Source organism: Humidesulfovibrio sp. (genome assembly GCF_031082295.1).
Lineage (GTDB): Bacteria > Desulfobacterota > Desulfovibrionia > Desulfovibrionales > Desulfovibrionaceae > Humidesulfovibrio.
This window is the reverse complement of sequence record NZ_JAVHLD010000016.1, coordinates 41,528-61,473: the sequence shown is the minus strand read 5'-3', so window position 1 is coordinate 61,473 and position 19,946 is coordinate 41,528. Positions and strand designations below refer to the sequence as shown.

At 66.8% G+C, this 19,946-nt stretch carries 13 protein-coding genes; 8 read left to right on the top strand and 5 right to left on the bottom strand.

The genetic code is table 11. The features are described from left to right. The 4 genes from RDU24_RS10030 to RDU24_RS10015 all read right to left on the bottom strand — a co-directional run. A partial coding sequence (locus RDU24_RS10030; protein WP_308735615.1) for an OmpH family outer membrane protein occupies positions 1 to 515 on the bottom strand: 515 nt, incomplete at its 3' end. Positions 516 to 634: 119 nt separating this feature from the next. After that, positions 635 to 1,492, bottom strand: a complete 858-nt coding sequence (locus RDU24_RS10025) for a tRNA1(Val) (adenine(37)-N6)-methyltransferase (protein ID WP_308735614.1) — start codon at positions 1,490 to 1,492, stop codon at positions 635 to 637. Positions 1,493 to 1,505: 13 nt separating this feature from the next. Further along, entirely contained in the window at positions 1,506 to 2,690 is a 1,185-nt protein-coding gene (locus RDU24_RS10020; RefSeq protein WP_308735612.1) for a tetratricopeptide repeat protein, read from the bottom strand. A gap of 76 nt (positions 2,691 to 2,766) precedes the next feature. Continuing rightward, a complete protein-coding gene (locus RDU24_RS10015) occupies positions 2,767 to 3,936 on the bottom strand; it encodes a hypothetical protein (RefSeq protein ID WP_308735611.1) in 1,170 nt (389 codons plus the stop codon). Positions 3,937 to 4,170: 234 nt separating this feature from the next. Between RDU24_RS10015 and RDU24_RS10010 the strand changes: the two genes are divergently transcribed. Further along, positions 4,171 to 7,212 carry a hybrid sensor histidine kinase/response regulator gene (locus RDU24_RS10010; RefSeq protein WP_308735610.1) on the top strand — a complete coding sequence of 1,014 codons (3,042 nt, stop codon included), beginning with the start codon at positions 4,171 to 4,173 and terminating at the stop codon, positions 7,210 to 7,212. A 37-nt stretch (positions 7,213 to 7,249) separates the two neighbouring features. On the opposite strand, the gene lepB is transcribed toward RDU24_RS10010, so the two are convergent. Next, the gene (gene lepB / locus RDU24_RS10005) at positions 7,250 to 8,104 is read right to left on the bottom strand and encodes a signal peptidase I (RefSeq protein WP_308735609.1); all 855 of its coding nucleotides are present in this window, start codon (positions 8,102 to 8,104) and stop codon (positions 7,250 to 7,252) included. A 247-nt stretch (positions 8,105 to 8,351) separates the two neighbouring features. Between lepB and RDU24_RS10000 the strand changes: the two genes are divergently transcribed. From RDU24_RS10000 to RDU24_RS09970, 7 genes are all read left to right on the top strand, one after another. Next, positions 8,352 to 12,422: a PAS domain S-box protein gene (locus RDU24_RS10000; protein ID WP_308735608.1), complete on the top strand. Its 4,071-nt coding sequence runs from the start codon at positions 8,352 to 8,354 to the stop codon at positions 12,420 to 12,422. Beyond that, on the top strand, positions 12,415 to 12,804 hold the full coding sequence (locus tag RDU24_RS09995) for a response regulator (protein ID WP_308735607.1): 390 nt from the start codon (positions 12,415 to 12,417) through the stop codon (positions 12,802 to 12,804). Before RDU24_RS10000 ends, RDU24_RS09995 begins: the two co-directional genes overlap by 8 nt. A gap of 1 nt (position 12,805) precedes the next feature. Then, positions 12,806 to 13,897, top strand: coding sequence for an HD-GYP domain-containing protein (locus RDU24_RS09990; RefSeq protein ID WP_308735606.1), 1,092 nt, complete (start codon positions 12,806 to 12,808; stop codon positions 13,895 to 13,897). 124 nt (positions 13,898 to 14,021) lie between these two features. Beyond that, positions 14,022 to 16,160: a methyl-accepting chemotaxis protein gene (locus tag RDU24_RS09985; RefSeq protein WP_308735605.1), complete on the top strand. Its 2,139-nt coding sequence runs from the start codon at positions 14,022 to 14,024 to the stop codon at positions 16,158 to 16,160. 212 nt (positions 16,161 to 16,372) lie between these two features. Continuing rightward, positions 16,373 to 16,786, top strand: a complete 414-nt coding sequence (gene ruvX / locus RDU24_RS09980) for a Holliday junction resolvase RuvX (RefSeq protein WP_308735604.1) — start codon at positions 16,373 to 16,375, stop codon at positions 16,784 to 16,786. A gap of 29 nt (positions 16,787 to 16,815) precedes the next feature. Further along, a complete protein-coding gene (mltG, locus tag RDU24_RS09975; RefSeq protein WP_308735603.1) occupies positions 16,816 to 17,814 on the top strand; it encodes an endolytic transglycosylase MltG in 999 nt (332 codons plus the stop codon). 112 nt (positions 17,815 to 17,926) lie between these two features. Beyond that, positions 17,927 to 19,891, top strand: a complete 1,965-nt coding sequence (locus RDU24_RS09970; protein ID WP_308735602.1) for a molybdopterin biosynthesis protein — start codon at positions 17,927 to 17,929, stop codon at positions 19,889 to 19,891. The last annotated feature ends 55 nt before the right edge of the window (positions 19,892 to 19,946 follow it).

Here is a 19,946-nt window from a genome sequence, read left to right as displayed (position 1 = left end):
GCAGCGTCGGCGGGCTTGGCGGCGTCGGCGGGCTTGGCGGCGTCGGCGGCCGGAGCCTTGGCGGCCATGTCGATGGTGGTCTTGTTGAACTCTTCGATGATCTTGTTGGTGATGTCGGTGGTTTCGTCAGAAGAAAGGACCACGTCCTTGGCGATGACCACGTCAACCTTGTTGTCCTTGCGGTACTTGTCCAGCAGCTTGTTGAAGTTATCCTGCAGGAGGCCCACGACGCGCTGCTGTTCGGCGCCCATGGTGGTCTGGTACTTGGTCACGGCCTCCTGGAACGCGGCGGCGTTCTCCTGGGTCTGCTTGGCCTGGACCTTTTCCTGAGCGGCCTTGGCCTCGGCCTGGAGGTCGTTGCTCTTGGTGCGCAGGTAGGCCATGGCGTCCTGGCCGGGCTTGGACTCGCGGAAGACCTTGGCCCCGTCGACAACTGCGATTTTGGGGGTGTTGTTGCAGGCGGCGAGCAGGCTGGCCACGGCCACCATGAGCAGGAGAGCGCTGAACTTCTTCATCGTGGAATCCTCATTATGTTTGTCGTCTTGTGCCTCACGCCCCTCTTGCATGCCGCCAGGGACGGGCAGGGGTAGATCATTACTCCGCATTGCCTGCGTTTGCAAGTGGTGAGCCCGTCCTAAACCCCGGCCCGGAGCGGATTTGTCGCCAGGGCGGGGCAGAATTCCGCCGCCTCGGGGCTCAGGCTCCCGGCCTGGGTGTACAAGGTCAGCGGCGGCAGCAGCGCGAAGCCGCCCGGGCTTTTGCCGCCGCGCAGAAATTCCAGCAGCACCAGCCGTGGCGCCTGGCCGGGGCGCCCCTGCACCGGCAGCGCCCGGCGCGGCGCCAGGCCCGCGTCGGCAAAGGTCCGCAACAGCTCCGGCAGGCGCTCCGCCAGGTGCACCACAAACAGCCTGCCGCGCGGGCGCAAGGCCTTTGAGGCGCAGGCGGCGAAGGCGGCGAGCCCGCCCGGCCCCTCGAACCGCGCCCGGTTGCGGGCCTCGTCGGGGCAGGCCCGGCCGGTGCCGGGCTTGCGGAAGGGCGGATTGGCCAGGGCCAGCTCAAAGGTGGCGGCCAGGCCGGGGCGCGGGTATTCCCGCACGTCGGCCAGCTCTGCCTGGAAGCGTTCGGCCAGGCCCAGGTCGTGGGCGTTGGCGCTGGCGGCGGCGACCATCTCCGGGCCGATGTCGATGCCGGTGAGGCGGAGCTCCAGGTCCGGGCGCAGCAGCAGCAGGGCGATGGACGCCGCGCCGCAGCCCGTGCCGAGGTCCAGCCCGGAAAGGGGCTTGGCCCCGCGCTCTGCGGCCCCGGGGATGGCGCTGGCGGCGAAGGACGCGAGCAGGAGCGTGTCGGCGCCGAAGCGAAAGCCGCCCTCGGGCTGAACGAGTCCTCGCGGGAATCGCTCGCGCCGGGCCAGGACCTCCGGGGCGGGGGCCGCCGGTTGTTGCCGGTCCCCGGCTGGGGCGGCGCAATGGTCGGAGGACGGCGGCCTGGGCATGGGCTTCCCGCGGCTAGATCACGGGTTGCGGCGTCAGGGCGCGCACCTGTTCCGTGGCGCGGGTCCGCTCGGCCTTGGACATGGTCTTCGCCAGCGCGTCGCGGTGGATGGCGGCCATGGCCTCGCCGCCCTGGGCGGCCAGCTCCAGCCAGACGTAGGCCTGCACCCGGTCCTTGGGCAGGCCGCCCGCGCCGGAGACATACAGCGTGCCCAGGTGCAGCCGGGCCTTGGCGTCGCCCGCCATGGCCGCCTGCTTGAGCTGGCGGGTGGTCTCGTCCAGGTTCTTGTCGCCGCGGATCTCGGCCTCGGCCACGGCCAGCTGGACCTTGGCCTGGGCGTGGCCCGCGGTGCTGGCCGTGCGCAGCCAGCGCAGCCCTTCGGTGCGGTCCTGCAGAACTCCCTCCCCGCGCATGAGCAGCAGGCCCATGGTGTACTGGGCCTCCACCACGCCGAGCCCGGCCGCGAGGCGGCACTGCTTGGCGGCGGCCACCGGGTCGCGCTTCACGCCCCGGCCCTGGGCCAGCAGCGTGGACAGGTTGTACATGGCCTTGGCGTGGCCGCGCCGGGCCGAAATGAGCAGCAGGTCGTAGGCCTCGGCGTCGCTTTTGCGCACGGCGGGCTCGGTCAGGAGCATCATGCCCGCGCGGTACAGGGCCTCGGCGTTGCCCTGGGTTCCGCTGGCGCGGTACCAGCGCAGGGCTTCCTCCTTGTCCGTGGCGCCGGCCAGGCCCTTGTCCCAGATCTCCGCCAGCTCGAACTGGGCCAGCGGGTTGCCCTGGTTGGCCGAGAGCGCCAGCAGGCGCGTCGCCTCGGCCATGTTCACCGGCCCGCCCAGGCCCTTGCGCTCCATGACGCCCAGCCAGTGCTGCGCCCCGGCGTGGCCCTGGCCCACGGCGAGGAGGAGCCATGTCCTGGCCTGGGCGTAGTCCCGCGCCACGCCCCTGCCTTCCAGGTAGCGGCCGCCCAGGGCGTACTGGCCTTCGGCCTTGCCTGCCTCGGCGCTGGCGCGGTCCTGCGCGACCTTCTCCGGGGCGTTGTCTGCGGCGGCGGCCTGCTTCTGCACGGGCTTGACCCCCCACTTGAGCTGGGCCTGGGCCGGGAGCGGCGCGAAAAACGAGAGGATGAGGGCCATTGCCAGGAGCAAGGCGAGGCGGTTGGCCGGTCTACAGCTACGGGTGCGGGCAAAGGGGGTGTGCATGCGGTTCTCCTGAAGAATGATATCAGGTCCGCAATATGCCAGAAGCCGGAGAGGGTGTCGAGGGGGGGCGGCGGACCTAGGCCACGCGCGCCATGATCGGCCCGCCCATGACCACGGCCGAGGGCGCGGCGGCGGGGGCGTCGGTGAAGACCATGTTCAGCACGCGCGCCGGGGCCTCGGTGACGTTCTGCACTGTGCGCTCGTTGGTCACTGAGTTGTCGGCGTTGACCGTCTGGGAGAGGTTCATGTTCACCGTGCTCTCGCGGTTTTCGGGGAAGCTGTAGGAGAGGCTGCGGTTGATGGAGTTGTCCAGCACCAGGTTGCGTTCCTCGGAGAAGGAGTTCTGCACGGTCATGGTGCGCGGCTCGGACAGGTCGAGGTTCAGGCTCTGGTTGACGACCTCGGTGAAGGTGGTGTTCGGGCGCGCGCTGCCCTCCACCAGGGCGATGCCCACGGGCCGCTCGTCGGGGAAGATCACGTGGGGGACCTCGTAGGCCGAGGGCTTCACGTAGTCCGAGGCCAGGAAGGGCAGTGAGGCCGCCGGCTGGCGCGGTTCCCAGACGTAGGAAGCCTTGTAGGGCTCGTAGGTGTTTTCGTTGATGACGTGGGACTTCACCACCTGGGGGTGGTGCGCCACGTGGCTGTTGCGCGGGCCGTGGAACTGCGAGGCCGGGGGCGGCTGCACATAGCCCACGGGCGAGGGAACCACGTGTCCGGCGGTGGGCTCGGAGACGAAAGCCGTGGTGCCTGGGGTGGGCGGCATGCCCGCCGTGGCCAGACTCATGGCCTGCCCCACGCGCAGCTCCATGGGCGGGAAGCCCGCACCGGCGTAAGCCATGGTGATCATGCCCGCGCCCTGGGTGGGTCCGGCGCCGGGGTTGCTCGAGGAGGCGGGCGCCGCGCTCACGGTGCTGGCCGAAACGCCACCGCCGCCGCCACCGCCACCGCCACCACCGCCGCCGCCACCGCCGCCACCGCCACCGCCGCCGCCACCGCCACCGGAGCCGGAGCCGCCACCGGAGCCGCCATAGCCGGAGCCCATGCCGAGGTTGCTGCGGGTGCGCTCCTGGGTGCGGGCCTGCACCTGCTCACGAGTCTGCTCAGTGGTTTCGGTGCGCTCGCGGAGGCGATCCTGCGTGCGCGTCTGGTCTTGCGTCTGTGTCTGGTCCTGGGCCATGGAGACGCCGGTCCAACCCAGGGTGGCCGCCATCAGCGCGGAAGCAATGATAATCTTTACTTTTGCCATAAATGCCCCCTATTTGTGAAAGTATGAAAATATAATACATAGTACGCCACAGCCCGTCAAGGCATTCTTGACGCAGGACGGAAAGCGGACAACAATGCTTCCTTCAATGGAGGTGCGCATGCCGTTCAACAGAAGGAAGAGCCCCGCCATCGGCACGGCCCTGGCGGAAGCCGCCCGCCTGCTCCTGGCCAGGAGGGTCGCGCTCCCCAGCCTGGGATGCTCGCGGTCCGCGCCATGAGGGCTTTTGCGCGAGCCTGCCTCTGCCTGCTGCTGCTCGCCGCAGCCGGCCTTTTCCCGCCGCCGGACGCAAAGGCCGAGCCCGTCCGCAAAAGCGTCCTGTTTCTCAACTCCTACCACAATGGCTACGCCTGGTCCGACGACATCCTGACCGGGCTTCGCTCGTTTTTCGCCGAGTCCGGCTACGCCGTCGACCTGCAGATCGAGTACATGGACACCAAGCGCTTCGCCACGCCGGAGCGCGAGAAGTCGCTCTATGAATTCTACCGCGAGAAATTCAAGGGCGCCCACTTCGACATCATCATCGCCTCCGACGATTTCGCCTACAACTTCATCCTGGACTACCAGGACAAGATGCTGCCCGGGGTGCCCGTGGTCTTCTGCGGGGTCAACGACTTCCGGCGCGAACGCCTCGCCGGGCATTCCAACATCACCGGCGTGGTGGAAAACGTGGATTTCGAGTCCACCCTGCGGCTGGCCGCGCGCCTGCATCCAAACCTTCACCGCATGATCGTCATAGGCGACCGCTCGGTCACCGGCGCGGCCATCCAGCGCCAGATCCGCGAGGTGGTGCCGAGGCTCCAAGGCATCCTGGACATGGAATTCTGGGATGACCTGCCTCTGGGCGAGATCATGGAGCGCCTGGGCACCATGCCCAAGGACGCCATGCTCTTCGTCATCCCCGTGTACCTGGAGCGCGACGGCAAGCTCTACTCCGCCGACGAGGTCGTGGAGCTCATCTCGGCCAACGTGAACATGCCGGTCTACAGCTGCTGGCGCTTTCTGCTTGGCCACGGGCTTGTGGGCGGGCGCCTGCACAGCGGCGTGGACCACGGCCGCATGGCCGCGCGCCAGGCCTTCCGCATCATGACCGGGGAAAAGCCCGCCAACGTGCCCGTGGTGGACCGCTTCGACGACCCCTACGCCTTTGACTACGTCGTGCTGCGCAAGCTCGACATCCCCACGAACGAGTTGCCCTCCGGCAGCGACATCATCAACGAGCCCTACGCCTTTTACACCATCAACAAGGGCCTGTTCTGGACCATCATCGTCAGCCTCATGGCCCTGATCTTCATCCTGGTGCTCCTGGTGGCCAGCATCAGCCAGCGCCGCCGCATCCAGGAACGCGTCAACGACCAGCTCTCGTTCCTCAAAATCCTCATGGACGCCATCCCGCTGCCCATCTACTCGCTTGACCGCAACAGCGCCTTCCAGGACTGCAACCTGGCCTTCGAGCGCTTCTTCGGCACCACCCGCGAGGGCATCGCGGGGAAGCTCCCGCAAGACATCGGCGACCCGGCGCTGGCCGAAGCGGACTGCCTGCGCGACGAGGTTGACCGCCAACTGCTGGCGGCTCCCGGCTCGCGCATCTACGAATGCTCGCTTGATGCGGCCCACGGCGGGGAGCGCTCCATGATCGTGAGCAAGGCCACCTACCTGAACGCCAAGGGCGAGACCATGGGCCTGGTGGGCGTGTTGAGCGATGTCACCGGGCTCAAGCGCGCCGAGGAGGAACTGCGGCAGGCCGAGGAAAAGTACCGCGGCATCTTCGAGAACTCGGTGCTGGGCATCTTCCGCGCCGCGCCCGACGGCACCCTGCTCGACGCCAACCGCGCGCTGCTCGACATGCTCGGCCAGACCGACCTCGCGGCCCTGCGCGAGATGGGCGCGGGCTTCCTGGCCGGAGACGCCGCCGAGGCCTGGCTCACCGCGGCGCCCGGACCGGGCGGGGCAGCGGGCTACCGGCGCGAGATCAAGCGCCCGGACGGCCAGCGCATGGCCGTGTTCCTGCACATCCGCGGCGTCGCGGATTCCTCCGGCAACCTGCTGGCGTTCGAGGGCATCGTGGAGGACATAACCAAGCGCGAGGAAGCGGAGCGCGCCCTGCACGAGTCCCAGCGCATGCTGCTCCAGTCCCAGAAGATGGAAGCCATCGGCACGTTAGCGGGCGGCATCGCGCACGACTTCAACAACATCCTCACCACCATCCTGAACTCGGCCGAACTGGCCCTGCTCGACCTGGAAGAGGGCTCGGAGATGACCGGCGACATCCTGCGCGTGCTCAAGGCCAGCCAGCGCGGCAGCCAGCTTGTGCGCCAGATATTGGCCTTCAGCCGCCCGTCCCAGGCCGGATTCGAGGCCGTGAACGTGGCCGAGGTGGTGCGCGAGACGCTGTCGCTGCTCTCCGCCTCCCTGCCGCGCAACATCACCGTGCGCGAAGACATCCGCCGCGACCCGGCCCTGGCCCTGGCCGACCCCATCCAGCTGCACCAGGTGTTCCTGAACCTGTGCACCAACGCCTTCCAGGCCATGCGCGAGACGGGAGGCGACCTGCTCCTGACGCTGAACGACGAGGTGCTCGACACCGCCTCCGCCGAGACCCTGTCCCTGCCGCCGGGCCACTACCTGCGCCTGTGCATCAGCGACACCGGGCCGGGCATCCCCCAGAACATCCTGAGCAAGATCTTCGACCCCTTCTTCACCACCAAGGGCAAAGCCGAGGGCACCGGCCTGGGCCTTGCCGTGGTCCACGGCATCATCACGGCGCACAAGGGCGCTGTGGCCGTGTCGAGCATCCCCTGGGAGCGCACCAGCTTCGACATCTACCTGCCGCTGCTGGAGCGAGAGGGCGAGGCCGACCAGAGCCAGGGCGAGCAGGTGCGCCGGGGCCAGGGCCGCATCCTCTTCGTGGAGGACGACCAGGACCAATTGGCCACCATCCCGCGCGTGCTCGGGCGGCTGGGCTACGAGGTCACGCCCTCCGCCTCGGCCACCCTGGCTTTGGCGACCCTGGCCGAGAACCCGGATGCGTTCGATCTTGTGCTCACGGACTTCGACATGCCCGGCGTCAACGGAGTGGAGTTCGCGCGCAGGCTGGCCGTTGAGCACCAGGGCCTGCCCGTGGTCATGGTGTCCGGGCGGCTGCACGCGGGCGAGATGCCCCCGGACCTGCCCCCGAACATCCTTCGTGTGCTGGCCAAGCCCTACAGCCAGAGCGCGCTGTCAGAAGCGCTGCGCGAGATCCTGAGCAGCGCATAGCCCTGCGCTTTCGTTTGCGAAAACAACAGACTGAGCGCTATCTGGCGGGCAGGCCGATGCGGTCGGTGCGCCACGCGCCGTCGTCGCCCACGGAATAGACGATGTACAGCGGAGTGGCCAGCATGCGCGCCCGGTTCACCGGCCCGTAGCTGCGCGAGTCGAAGGTGGCGTAGCGGTTGTCGCCCAGCACGTAGTATTCGTCCGGGGCCAGCCGCGCGGCGGGCATGTCCAGGCTTTTGGAGTTCTTGCTGCGCACGGCGTAGTAGCCTTCCTCGATGGGATCGCCGTTGACGTAGACCAGGCCGTCCTCCACCTCCACCACCTCTCCCGGCAATCCCACCACGCGCTTGACGAATATCAACGAGTGCTCCGAGGGGTACTCGAAGACCACCAACTGGCCCCGGCGGATGATGTCGCGCGGGCCAAGGGACTGGGCGCGCAGGTGGTCGCCCGTGCGCAGGGTGGGCCGCATGGAGGTCTGCGCAACGGTGTAGACGGGGTAGTACTCGCGCTCGGCCAGGCCAGCCAGGAGCGACGTGGTCACCAAGGCCACCACGCAGCCGGTGTAGAGGATGGCGCTGTTCTTCGGGCCGGGATGGTAAGGCCCGAACACCCTGGCCGTGCGCAGGGCATCCAGCCCCGCGGCGCAGCAAAGCAGGAGATATCCCGCCAGCGACATGAGCCACCAGCGGAAGGCCTCGGCCGCGCCGATGCCCAGGACCTGCCACGCGCACCCCACGCCAAGCAGGACCAACCCCCGGCGGGTACGGCCGACATACACCTGGCCCAGGCCCGGCACCAGGAAGGACAGCACCCCGGCCAGCCAGGGCTTGCGGGGCCTGGATACGTTCGGGTCGCCGGTCGCTGGTCTTGGCGGCAGCATCAGGGGCATAGGCGCTCTCTCACTTTCGGAATGCCGACGGAATTATCTACATCGCAGCCGGACCGAAAACAAGCGCGGGAACCCCACGAGGAGGCGCGGCTCCGGCCCCTGTTCACAGCCACGCAGAAATACGCACAACAGGATTTACTAACAATGCTTTTCTCATATCTCCTTGCCGAAATTATCCACATGAGATAATCATAGACTTAGGCTTCCGCCCTTGACCGCTTCATCCTGGGTCCTTCTGGAGGAGTGCTTGCGCAAAACGGTTCTCTTGCCCGCAATTGTCGTGCTCTTGCTTGGCATCTTGCTCTGCGCGCTGTCGGCATATTCCAAGGAGCGTCCCTTCGCTGGGCTGACCGCCCAAGAACAGAAATGGCTGGATGACAACCGGGGCGCCATCGTACTGACCTACGAGGCCGACTTCCCCCCCCTGGAGTTCCGCGACAAGGAAGGAAAATACACGGGCCTGTCCGCGGACATCATCGCCAGGATCGAAAAGCTGCTCGGCATCACCTTCCAAAAGGTGCCGAGCTTCAACTGGGTCGAGCAGCTTGCCAGCCTGGAGGAGGGGAGCACCCACCTTTGCGCCGTCATCGAGCGCACGCCGGAACGCGAGAGCTTCGCCTACTTCACAGCCCCCTATATCTCCGTCCCCCTTGTCTTCATCACCACCACCCGGGCCTTTCCCGGCACCGTCACATGGAGTGATCTGGCCGGGCGGCGCGTGGCCGTGGGAGCCGGTTTTTCCTTTGAAAAGCAGGTGGCCGATCGCGGCAAAGACCATTTCGAAGTGGTACCCGTGCTCGACGTGCGCGCAGGCCTGCGCGACGTGTCCTTCGGCGTGGTGGATGTCTTTGTGGACAACCTGGCCAGCGCCTCCTACTACATTGAGCAAGACGGCCTGACCAACCTTCGCGTGGCCGGCCTCACGGGCATAACCTCCCACTCCAGCATCGGCATAAGCCGAAAGTACCCCCTGCTCTACAGCGCCGTGCAGAAGGCCCTGGCCGAGATTTCGGACGAGGACATCGAGGTCTCGCGCAAGCGCTGGATATCCCTCTCCAGCGAGGGCATGCTGAGCCCGGAGGCCTTGCGCTTCATCAAGCTCGTCGGCGTGTTCACCGTCCTGCTGCTGCTTGGGCTGGGGGCGATCAGCTATTACCTCAAGCGCAGGCTGAGCGAAAAGATGGAGAGCCTGCGCCAGGCCCAGCAGGAGCTGCAGGAACAGACCGAGCGCCTGGGCCTGGCCACCGAGGCCACCAACGCAGGTGTCTGGGACTTCTATCCGGCCACCGGGCAGGCCTATTTCAGCGACCAATGGTACGCCATGCTCGGCCTCGCTCCCGGCGCCGTGGAGGCCACCTTCGCAGGATGGTTCGGGCTGCTGCACCCGGAGGACCGCACAAGCACCGACCAGACCCTCAGGGGCTACATCGATTCTGGTGGCCTGGGGCTGTTCGAGGCCGAGTACCGGATGCGCCAGACCGACGGCAGCTATCGCTGGGTGCTCGGCAAGGGCCGGGCCATCGCCTGGGACGACGACGGCAGCCCAAAGCGCCTGGTGGGACTGAATCTGGACATCCAGAAGATCAAGGATGTGCAAGAGGAGCTTCGACGCAGCGAGGCGTTGGCCAAGGCCGCCTTCGACCAGACGTTCCAGTTCAGCGGCCTGCTGGACCTCGACGGAAACGTGCTGGACATCAACAAGAGCGCGCTGTCCTTCATAGAGGCCCGCCGTGAGGATGTGCTCGGCAGGCCCTTCTGGGACTGCCCCTGGTGGCCCGACCATAAGCAGGCCGAGGCCTCCCTGCGCAGGGACATGGCCACGGCCTTGAATGGAGGACTGGTCCGGCGCGAGGTGGTGAACAACGACGCGCAAGGCAACCCCACCGCGGTGGATTTTTCCCTCTCCCCCTTGACCGGGCAGGGCGGCCAGGTGACCCAATTCATCGTCGAGGGCCGGGACATCACCGAGAGCCGACGCCTGGAGAACCAGCTGCGGGAGAACGTCGAAACCCTCGAAAAGATCTTCAACGGCTCCCCTGACCCCGCCCTCATCATTGAAGGCGGCAGGTTTGTGGACTGCAACAACGCCGCAGTGTCCATACTTGGCTATGCCCGCAAGGAGGACCTGCTCAACACCCACCCCGGCGCGCTCTCCCCGGAGCTGCAGGAAGACGGCGAGCCCTCCATGACCAAGGCCGAGCGCATGATGGCCACCGCCGTGGAGAAAGGCATCAACCGCTTCGAGTGGATCCACAAGAGGGCCGACGGAAGCCTGTTCCCGGTGGAGGTCACCCTCTCTCCCGTGCACATCCGGGGCAAGGAAGTGCTCTACACAAACTGGCGCGACATCACCGAGCAGAGGGCCGCGCTTCAGGCGCTGCGGGCCAGCGAGGAAAAGTACCGCGCCATCTTCACCAACTCGCCGATGGGCATCTTTCGGTCCAACTTCCACGGCGGCGTGCTGGAGGCCAACCCGGCCCTGGCGCGCATGCACGGCTACGCCAGCGTCCAGGACTTCCTTGCAGGCGTCACGGACCTGGGCAGGCAACTCTACCAGCAACCGGAGGACCGCCAGCGCCTGCTTGACGCCCTGCTCGCCACTCCCTCAGGGGCGCGCATGAGTGTCGACTTCCTGCGCCTGGACGGGACCGTTTTCCAGGCCATCATCAACGCCGCCTTGCACATGGACGAAAACGGCCAGCCGACCTTCATCGACGGCACCATTGAGGACATCACCGAGCGCAAGCGGGCCGAGCAGGCCCTGCGCGAGAGCGAGGAGCGCTACCGCTCTGTGATCCAGAACATGCAGGACGTCTACTTCCGCAGCGATGCCGCGGGCCGTCTCATCATGGTCAGCCCCTCGGGCCTGAAGCTCTTTGGCTACGACTCCGTGAACGAGGTTCTGGGGCAACTCACGGAGTCGTTTTACATGATTCCGGCCGAACGCAAGGCGCTCCTGGCCAAGCTGGCGGCCGAGGGCGTGATCAAGGACTACGAACTGCTGCTCAAGCGCAAGGACGGCACCCCGGTGCAGGCCGCCACAACCGCCAGCTTCTACCGCGACGCAGCGGGCAACGTGCTGGGCGTGGAGGGCATCTTCCGCGACATCACCGAACGCAAGCAGGCCGAGGAGCGTCTGCGCCAAAGCGAGGAGAAGTTCTCGCGCATCTTTGAGATGGCACCTGAATGCATCAGCTTCGTCCGCCTCAGCGACTCGGTGCGCATCGACGCCAACGCAGCGTTCGAGAAAACCACAGGCTACCCCCGCAAAGAGGCCATCGGCCGCGATGTAACGAAGCTGACAATCTGGGACGACCTGCGCGAGCGCGACAAGTTCATCGCCAAGCTCCTGGCCGAGGGCCACGTGAACGACTTCGAATTCCGGCTGCGGCGCAAGGACGGCGTACTGCGCCGGGTGGTCAGCTCGGCGCAGTTGGTCAGCATCGCCGGGGAGCAGTGCTACGTCAACATCATCCACGACATCACCAACGAGCGCCGCATGCAGGAACTGCTCATCCAGTCGGAAAAGATGATGAGCGTGGGCAGCCTTGCGGCGGGCATCGCGCACGAGATCAACAACCCGCTGGGCATCGTGCACCAGGCCGTGCAGAACCTCATCCTGCGCACCAGCCCGGACCAGAAGAAGAACCAGGAGGCCGCGGCCAGCCTCGACCTGCCCATGGAGAAGCTCCAGGCGTACCTGAAGGCGCGCAAGCTCGACGTGTTCCTGGAGGACATCCAGAGCGCGGCCCTGCGCGCCTCGGGCATCATCCGCAACATGCTGAACTTCAGCCGCCGCAGCGAGTCCAAGCGCCAAACCTGCGACCTCAACCGCATCATCGAGCAGTCCGTGTTCCTGGCCTCCTCGGACTACGACCTCAAGAAGTCCTATGACTTCAAGCGCATAGAGATCAGCCTGGACCTGGCCGAGGATCTGCCGGAATGCAGTTGCACGGAGACCGAGATCGAACAGGTGCTGCTGAACCTCCTGCGCAACGCCGCCCAGGCCATGGCCATGGCCAACCCGCCCACGCCGAATCCGCGCATCGACATCCGCATGCGCCCGGGCGAGGACTGCGTGCACATCGAGGTGGCGGACAACGGCCCCGGCATCGACCCGGACACCCAGCGCAAGGTCTTCGAGCCCTTCTTCACCACCAAGCCACCCGGCGTGGGCACGGGGCTTGGCCTGTCCGTGTCCTACTTCATCATCACCAAGGGGCACGGGGGCAAGATGTGGATGACCTCAAGCCCTGGCAAGGGCACGACGTTCTTCATAGAGCTGCCAGCCGACTCCGGGGAGGCAGACCATGGCTGACAAGCTTCATCCCATACTTGTGCTCGACGACGAGGAGCGCGTGCGCGAGCTGTTGATGGACTACCTGGGCGAGTACGACGAGTTCGACCTCTTCGGTGCGGCTTCCGCCGAGGACGCGCTGGAACTGCTCCGGCAGCGCCCGGCCGAGCTCTGTGTCGTGGACATGCGCCTGCCGGGCATGGACGGTGCGGAGTTCATCGAATCCGCCGCCGCCGCCAAGCTCTGCCATCACTTCATCGTCCACACCGGCTCCGTGGACTTTTCCGTATCACAAGCCCTGCAGGACCTGGGCATGGTCAAGGCCGACGTGTTCTACAAGCCGGCCAACGCCGCCGACGTGCTCGCGCGTATCCGCGAACTCATCACTCAAGAGGAAGCCTAACATGTCCATCCTGGTCATCGACGACGAACCCGGCCTGCGCCGCTCGCTCTGCGCCTACCTTGAAGACCGCGACTTCGACATGCTTGAGGCCGCCAACGGAAAAGAGGGGCTGGCCCTGCTGGAAATGCACCTGCACAGCCTCGAAGCCGTCATCGTGGACCTGAACATGCCGGTGATGGACGGCTACTCGTTCATCCAGGAGGCCGTGGCCAGGACAAAGGAACTGCCCCTCATCGTGCTCTCGGGCGTCGGCATCGTGGAGGACGCGCTACGGGCCGTGCGCCTGGGCGCCTGGGACTTCATCACCAAGCCGCTGCACAGCTTCGAGATACTGGACTACACCCTGGACAAGGCGCTGGAAAAGGCCCGGCTCATCCGCGAAAACAGGGACTACCAGGCAAACCTGGAGCTCCTGGTGCACCAGCGCACGGCAGAGCTTGAGCTCACCCGCCGCCAGGTCATGCAGCGTTTGAGCCGCGCGGCGGAATACAAGGACAACGAAACCGGCCGCCACGTCATCCGCGTGGGCGAGATCAGCGCGCTGCTGGGCAGGGCCGTTGGCCTGCCCGAGGATCGCTGCGAGATGCTGCGCGAATGCGCGCCTTTGCACGATGTCGGCAAGATCGGCATCCCCGACGAAATTCTGCTCAAGCCAGGCAAGTTCACCGAGGCCGAGTGGGCTGTCATGCAACTTCACTGCATGTACGGCTGCGAGATACTCGGGCCGCTCTCCAGCAAGGACGAGGCCCACCAGACCTGCCTGGACCCGGTCTACGCCCTGGGCATGGCCGACACCGAGCTGCTGGGCCTCTCCCGCATCCTGGCCCTGCTCCACCATGAACGGTGGGACGGCAAGGGCTACCCCTTCGGCCTGGCGGGGGAGTCCATCCCCGTGGAGGCCCGGGTGGTGGCCGTGGTGGACGTGTTCGACGCGCTCTCGAGCGACAGGCCCTACAAGCAGGCCTTTCCCGGGGAGAAGTGCCACCAGATCATCCGCGAGGGAGCGGGCACGCAGTTCGACCCCAGGGTGGTGGAGGCCTTCTTCCGCCACACCAAGGAGATATGGGCAATCCGCGAGCGCTGGAAGGACTAGCCAGAATATCAGAGCTGGCCAGCGCTAATTATATTTCCTCGCATTCCGATAGGCATTGTGGTCTTATATTACTGTGAACCGGTTTTCCGTCCCCAAGAGGCTGAACTGCTAACACGGAGGCAGCATGACACGCTCCATCAAGGCACGACTGATATTTGGGCTGGTGGCGGTCATCGCCGCCATCTTGGCGGGCATCCTGACCATTGTGGCCGTAAACTTCAGCCAGCAGTCGCGCGAATCATACGTGCGCGCCGCCAGGGGTGAGATGAGCCAGGTGGACTACGCCATCAGCCTCTTCCTTGACGAATGCCTTTTGAACGCCGACATGCTGGCCAAGAACCCGCTGGCCATGCGCATGGACGAGGTGACCACCACCCACGTCGGCACGACCGAGAAGCGCAAGGCCACGGTCGATCCCGACGACGCAATGGGCCGCAAGCTCGTTGACTTCTTCGCCTCGGTGCAGGCCACGCACACGGCCTACGTGGAAGTGTTCATGGGCAACGAGAACGGAGCTTTTGTCAGCGCCCTGGAAGACTCCGACATGCCCGCAGGCTATGACCCGCGCAAGCGCCCCTGGTACACCGAGGCCAAGCCCCTGACCGACAAGGCCAAGCTCTCCAAGGCCTACATGTCCACCACCGGCGAGGCCGTCACCAGCGCTGCGCGCACTGTCGTGCGCAACGGCAAGGTCATCGGCGTCATGGGCATCGACATCTCGCTCAAGAACCTCACCGAGCTCATCAAGTCGGTCAAGCTGGGCGACACCGGCTACCTTGTTCTGGTGCAGGACGACGGCGTCATCATGGCCGAGCCCAGGCACCAGGAGTACAACTTCAAGAAGGTCGCCGAACTGGAGGCCAAGCACCTGGACACCTTGTTCAAGATGGAGTCGGGCAGCGCGGAATTCAAGATCGACGGCAAGAACTATCTTGGGCTGGTCTACACCTCGCCCAAGACCAAGTGGAAGCTCATGGGCTTCATCGAGGAATCCGAGATCAAGGCCCCGGTGGTCAAGACCCTGTTCCTGCTCTCGGGCGTCGGCCTTGTGAGCCTGCTCGTCATGGCGCTGGCCGTCCTGCTCGTCAGCAACAACTTCATCCTGCGCCCGCTGAACGCCGTGTCCACCTTCGTGGATGAGATCGCCAAGGGCGTCTACGACCACCGCATCGAGAACACCCGCAGCGACGAGATCGGCGCCATCTACGACGCCCTGAACACCACCGCCGGGGTGTTGGAGCAGAACATCAAGGACATCCAGGCCAAGACCAAGGAGGCCGAGGAAAAGGCCCGCGCGGCCGAAATCGCCACCGCGGAGGCCGAACAGGCCAAGCTCGAGGCCGAGCGCGCCAAGAGCGACGGCATGATGGCCGCGGCGAGCAAGCTTGAGGACATCGTGAACATCGTGTCCTCGGCCTCGGCCCAGCTCTCGGCCCAGATCGGCGAATCCAGCAAGGGCGCGGAACGCCAGGCCATGCGCGTCACCGAGACGGCCACGGCCATGGAGGAGATGAACGCCACCGTGCTTGAGGTGGCAAAGAACGCCGCCCAGGCCGCCGAAACCTCCGACAACGCCCGCAGGAAGGCCCAGACCGGCTCCGAGATCGTGAACAAGGTCATGACCGGCATGAACGACGTGCAGCGGCAGACCACCCAGCTCAAGGTCGACATGGGCACCCTGGGCGCGCAGGCCGAAGACATCGGCCGCATCATGACCGTCATCACCGACATCGCCGACCAGACCAACCTGCTGGCCCTGAACGCAGCCATCGAGGCCGCACGCGCGGGCGACGCCGGGCGCGGCTTCGCCGTCGTGGCCGACGAAGTCCGCAAGCTCGCGGAGAAGACCATGAGCGCCACCAAGGAGGTGGGCGACGCCATCGGCGTGATCCAGCGCAGCACCCGGGCCAACGTCGAGGGCGTGGACAAGTCCGTGCACCTCATCGAAGACGCCACGGGACTGGCGGGCCAGTCCGGCCAGGCCCTGACGGAGATCGTCCAGCTGGTCGACTCCGCCTCGGACCAGGTGCGCTCCATCGCCACGGCGAGCGAAGAGCAGTCCGCCGCCAGCGAGGAGATCAACCACTCCATCGAGCAGGTCAGCGCCATCTCCAACGAAACATCCCAGGCCATGAGCCAGGCCGCCCAGGCCGTTGAGGAACTGGCCAGGCAGGCGCAGGTGCTGAACAGGCTCATCTGCCAACTGCGCGAGGAAGCCGGGGCCACGGGCCAGGCGCTCAAGTCCGGGCAGGTCTGCAAGTAGACGGCCCAAGGCGCCACGCCGACACAAGCTCCCAACAGGGGCGGCTCTTCCCAACCGGGAGGGGCCGCCCTTTCATTGACGCCCAGGCGCATCCATGCGGTTGCCCCGCGCAAAGCCATTGACAGCCCCCGGCCTGTCGAAGCACACTCGCGCCGCCACGCCCCCCCGGCCAGCACCCGCCCCGGACCGCGCGGCACAAGGCGGAACACACCATGCGCACCCTCGGCATAGACTTCGGCACCAGGCGCGTCGGCCTGGCCATCACCGACCCGGAAGGCCGCATGGCGTTTGCCCGCAAGAGCATCGAGCGCACCACGCGCGACGCCCTGTTCGAGGCGCTGGTGGCCCTCATCGAGGCCGAGGGCGTGGGCGCCGTGGTGGTTGGCCTGCCCCTGACGCTTGAGGGCGAGGACTCCCTGACCACCCGCCAGGCCCGCAACTTTGCCGAGAGCCTGGGCAGGCGCGTCAGCTGCCCCATTTATCTGGAAGACGAGCGCTTCAGCTCCGCCGCGGCGGAAGAGCAGTTGAAGGAGGCCGGTCTGTGGAGCCGGAAAAGGAAAGAGAACCTGGACAGCCAGTCGGCAGTCCAGATCCTGGAAGCCTGGATCGCCCGAAATCCCGCCTAAGGCCCATCCTGTGGACCTTCGCCGGTTTCGTGCTGACCATCGCCATCGCCGTGGCCGTGGCCCTGGTGGTGTTTCTCGGCCCGGCCGAGGTGCCCGGCCGAGAGGTCGTGGTGCTCATCCGCCCCGGCATGACACTGCCCGCCATCGCCGGTGAGTTGGAACGCCAGGGCCTCATCAAGAGCGCGCAGGCCTTCGTCTTCCTGGCCAAGCTGCACTCCCGCATGACTTCCGCCCGCGCGGGCGAGTTCCAGCTCAACTCCGGCTGGACCCCGCAGGAGATCCTGCGCGTCCTCACCACCACCAGCGGCCTGCAACATCGCATCCAGGTGCGCGAGGGCCTGCCCTGGTGGACCGTGGCCACGCTGTTCGAGGCCGAGGGGCTGGCCAGCCGCGACGGCTTCGCCCAGGCCATGAAAAACGCCACCCTGCTCGAAAAATACGGGATACCTGCGGCCAGCGCCGAGGGCTACCTGTTCCCCCAGACCTACCAGCTCCCCAAGAGCTTCGACGACAGCAGCGCGGCGGCGGTGGAGGCCATGCTGAAGGAGTTCTCCCGCCAGGCCAAGAAGCTCTGGCCCGAGGGCCTGCCCCCGGCCGACGAGCTCAGGCGCGTCGTCATCCTGGCCTCCCTGGTGGAGCGCGAGACCGGCGACCCTTCCGAGCGGGCGCGCATCGCCGGGGTCTTCGCCAACAGGCTGAAGCTCGGCATGCGCCTGCAGTGCGACCCCACCACCATCTACGGCCTGGGCGAGAGCTTCGGCGGCGACCTCAAGCGCGCCCACCTGGAGGACCCGGCCAACCCGTACAATACGTATGCCCACGCGGGCCTGCCGCCCGGCCCCATCTGCTCGCCGGGGTTCGACTCGCTCAAGGCCGCCCTGAACCCGGAGCAGAACGACTTCATCTTCTTCGTGGCCAAGGGCGACGGCAGCCACGAGTTCAGCCGCAACCTGGCCGAGCACAACCAGGCCGTGACGCGCTTCCAGCGCCACCGCAACAAGGACACCTACCGGTCGACGAAACGCTGACCGGCCCGCCGGGGCCACATCACGCCAAGGCCGCGCGATCTTGACAATTGCGGCCCCCTTCGGGCATCTATGTCAATGCCGACATAGTCGACGAGATACAGGGGAGTCCAGCATGTCCGATCGCAACGTTTACCTGTCCACAATTCCGCCCGAGCAGGCCGTGCTCCTGGCGAAGTCCGCCCTGGACCGCCCGAGGCTCATCCGCGAGGAGACGATCCCCGCCCACGAGGCCTGCGGGCGCGTCACCAGCGGCCCCATCTTCGCGCGGTGTTCCTCGCCCACGTTCCACGCCGCGGCCATGGACGGCATCTCCGTGCGCTCCAGCGACACCTTCGCCGCGCGCGAGGGCAGCCCCGTGACCCTCAAAAGCCCCAAGTCCTTCCACCCGGTGAACACCGGCCACTGCCTGCCGGAAGGCATGGACGCGGTGGTCATGATCGAGCACGTGGAGCAGGTGGACGACGCCACCGTGCGCATCGAGGCCCCGGCCTTCCCCTGGCAGCACGTGCGCCGCATCGGCGAGGACATCGTGGCCACGGAACTTCTGCTGCCGCAGAACCACACCCTCACGCCCTACGACATCGGCGCGCTCCTGGCCGCGGGCATCTTCGAGGTGCCGGTGTGGGAGCGCGTGCGCCTCACGTTCATCCCCACGGGCGACGAGGTGCTGAACTTTCTGGACAAGCCCACGCCCAAGCCCGGGCAGGTCATCGAGTCCAACTCCCAGGTCTTTCGGTCCATCGCGGCCTCCTGGGGCGCGCTGCCCAGTTGGACAGCCCCCGTGCAGGACCGGGCCGAGGCCCTCCAGGCCGCCGTGCGCCAAGCCCTGGCCGACGGCGCGCACATCGTGGTGGTGGGCGCGGGCTCCTCGGCCGGGAGCAAGGATTTCACCCGCAGCACCTTCGAGGCCTTTGGCGAGGTGCTGTGCCACGGCATCGCGGTGATGCCGGGCAAGCCCACCGTGCTAGGCGTGACCACGGACAAGATGGGAAGCGACGTGCAGGGCCGCCTGCTCGTGGGCGCGCCGGGCTACCCGGTGAGCGCGGTAGTCTGCCTCGAAGATGTCCTAGAGCCCGTCGTCCGCTGGCTGACCCGCCAGCAGTCCCCCGGCCGCCAGAAGATCCGCGCGCGGCTGGCCCGCAAGACCCCGTCGCGCCCGGGCATGGAGGAAATCGTGCGGCTGGCTGTCGGCAAGGTGGGCGAGGGCTTCGTGGCCGCGCCCCTGGCGCGCGGCGCCGGGCTCATCACCAGCCTCACGCGGGCCCAGGCCGTCACGCGCATCCCGGCCCAGAGCGAGGGCCTGGAGCAGGACGCCGACATCGAGGCCGAGCTGCTGGTGCCGCCGGGCGGCCTGGAAAAGGTCCTGGTGCACATCGGCAGCCACGACAACATCCTGGACCTCTTGGCCAACGAGCTCATGGGCCTGCCGGAGCCGCTGCGCCTGGTGTCGAGCCACGTGGGCAGCATGGGCGGCCTCACGGCGCTGAAGAACGGCTCGGCCCTGTTCGCGGGCTGCCACCTGTTCGATCCCGCGACCAAGGACTTCAACTTTCCGTTCCTGAGTAAGCACCTGCCTGGCCTGGACCTTGTGGTGCTGAACCTGGCCATCCGCCACCAAGGGCTCATCGTGGCCAAGGGCAACCCCAAGGGCATCAAGGGCGTGGCCGACCTCGCCCGGCCCGAGGTGGGCTTCATCAACCGCCAGCGCGGGGCGGGCACGCGCATCCTGCTGGACCACCACCTGGACGTGGCGGGCATCGCGCCGCAGCTTGTGCGCGGCTACGACCGCGAGGAGTTCACGCACATGGCCGTGGCCGTGAACGTGCTTACCGGCGCGGCGGACTGCGGCCTGGGCATCTTCGCCGCGGCCAAGGCCCTGGCGCTCGACTTCGCGCCCCTGGCCCACGAGCGCTACGACCTGGTGTTCCCGGCGGCCTACCTGGACGACCCGCGCATAAAGACCCTGCGCGCGGTCATCGAGACCCCGCAGTTCCAGGAGCGCATGCAGGCCCTGGGTGGCTACGAGACCACCTTCACGGGCAGGCTCATGACGCCGGGCTTCGGGCTGGGGGAATAGTCGCCGGGGATTGACCGAAGGGGAATCGGGAATTTCCGCGCCGGCACAAGCGCTG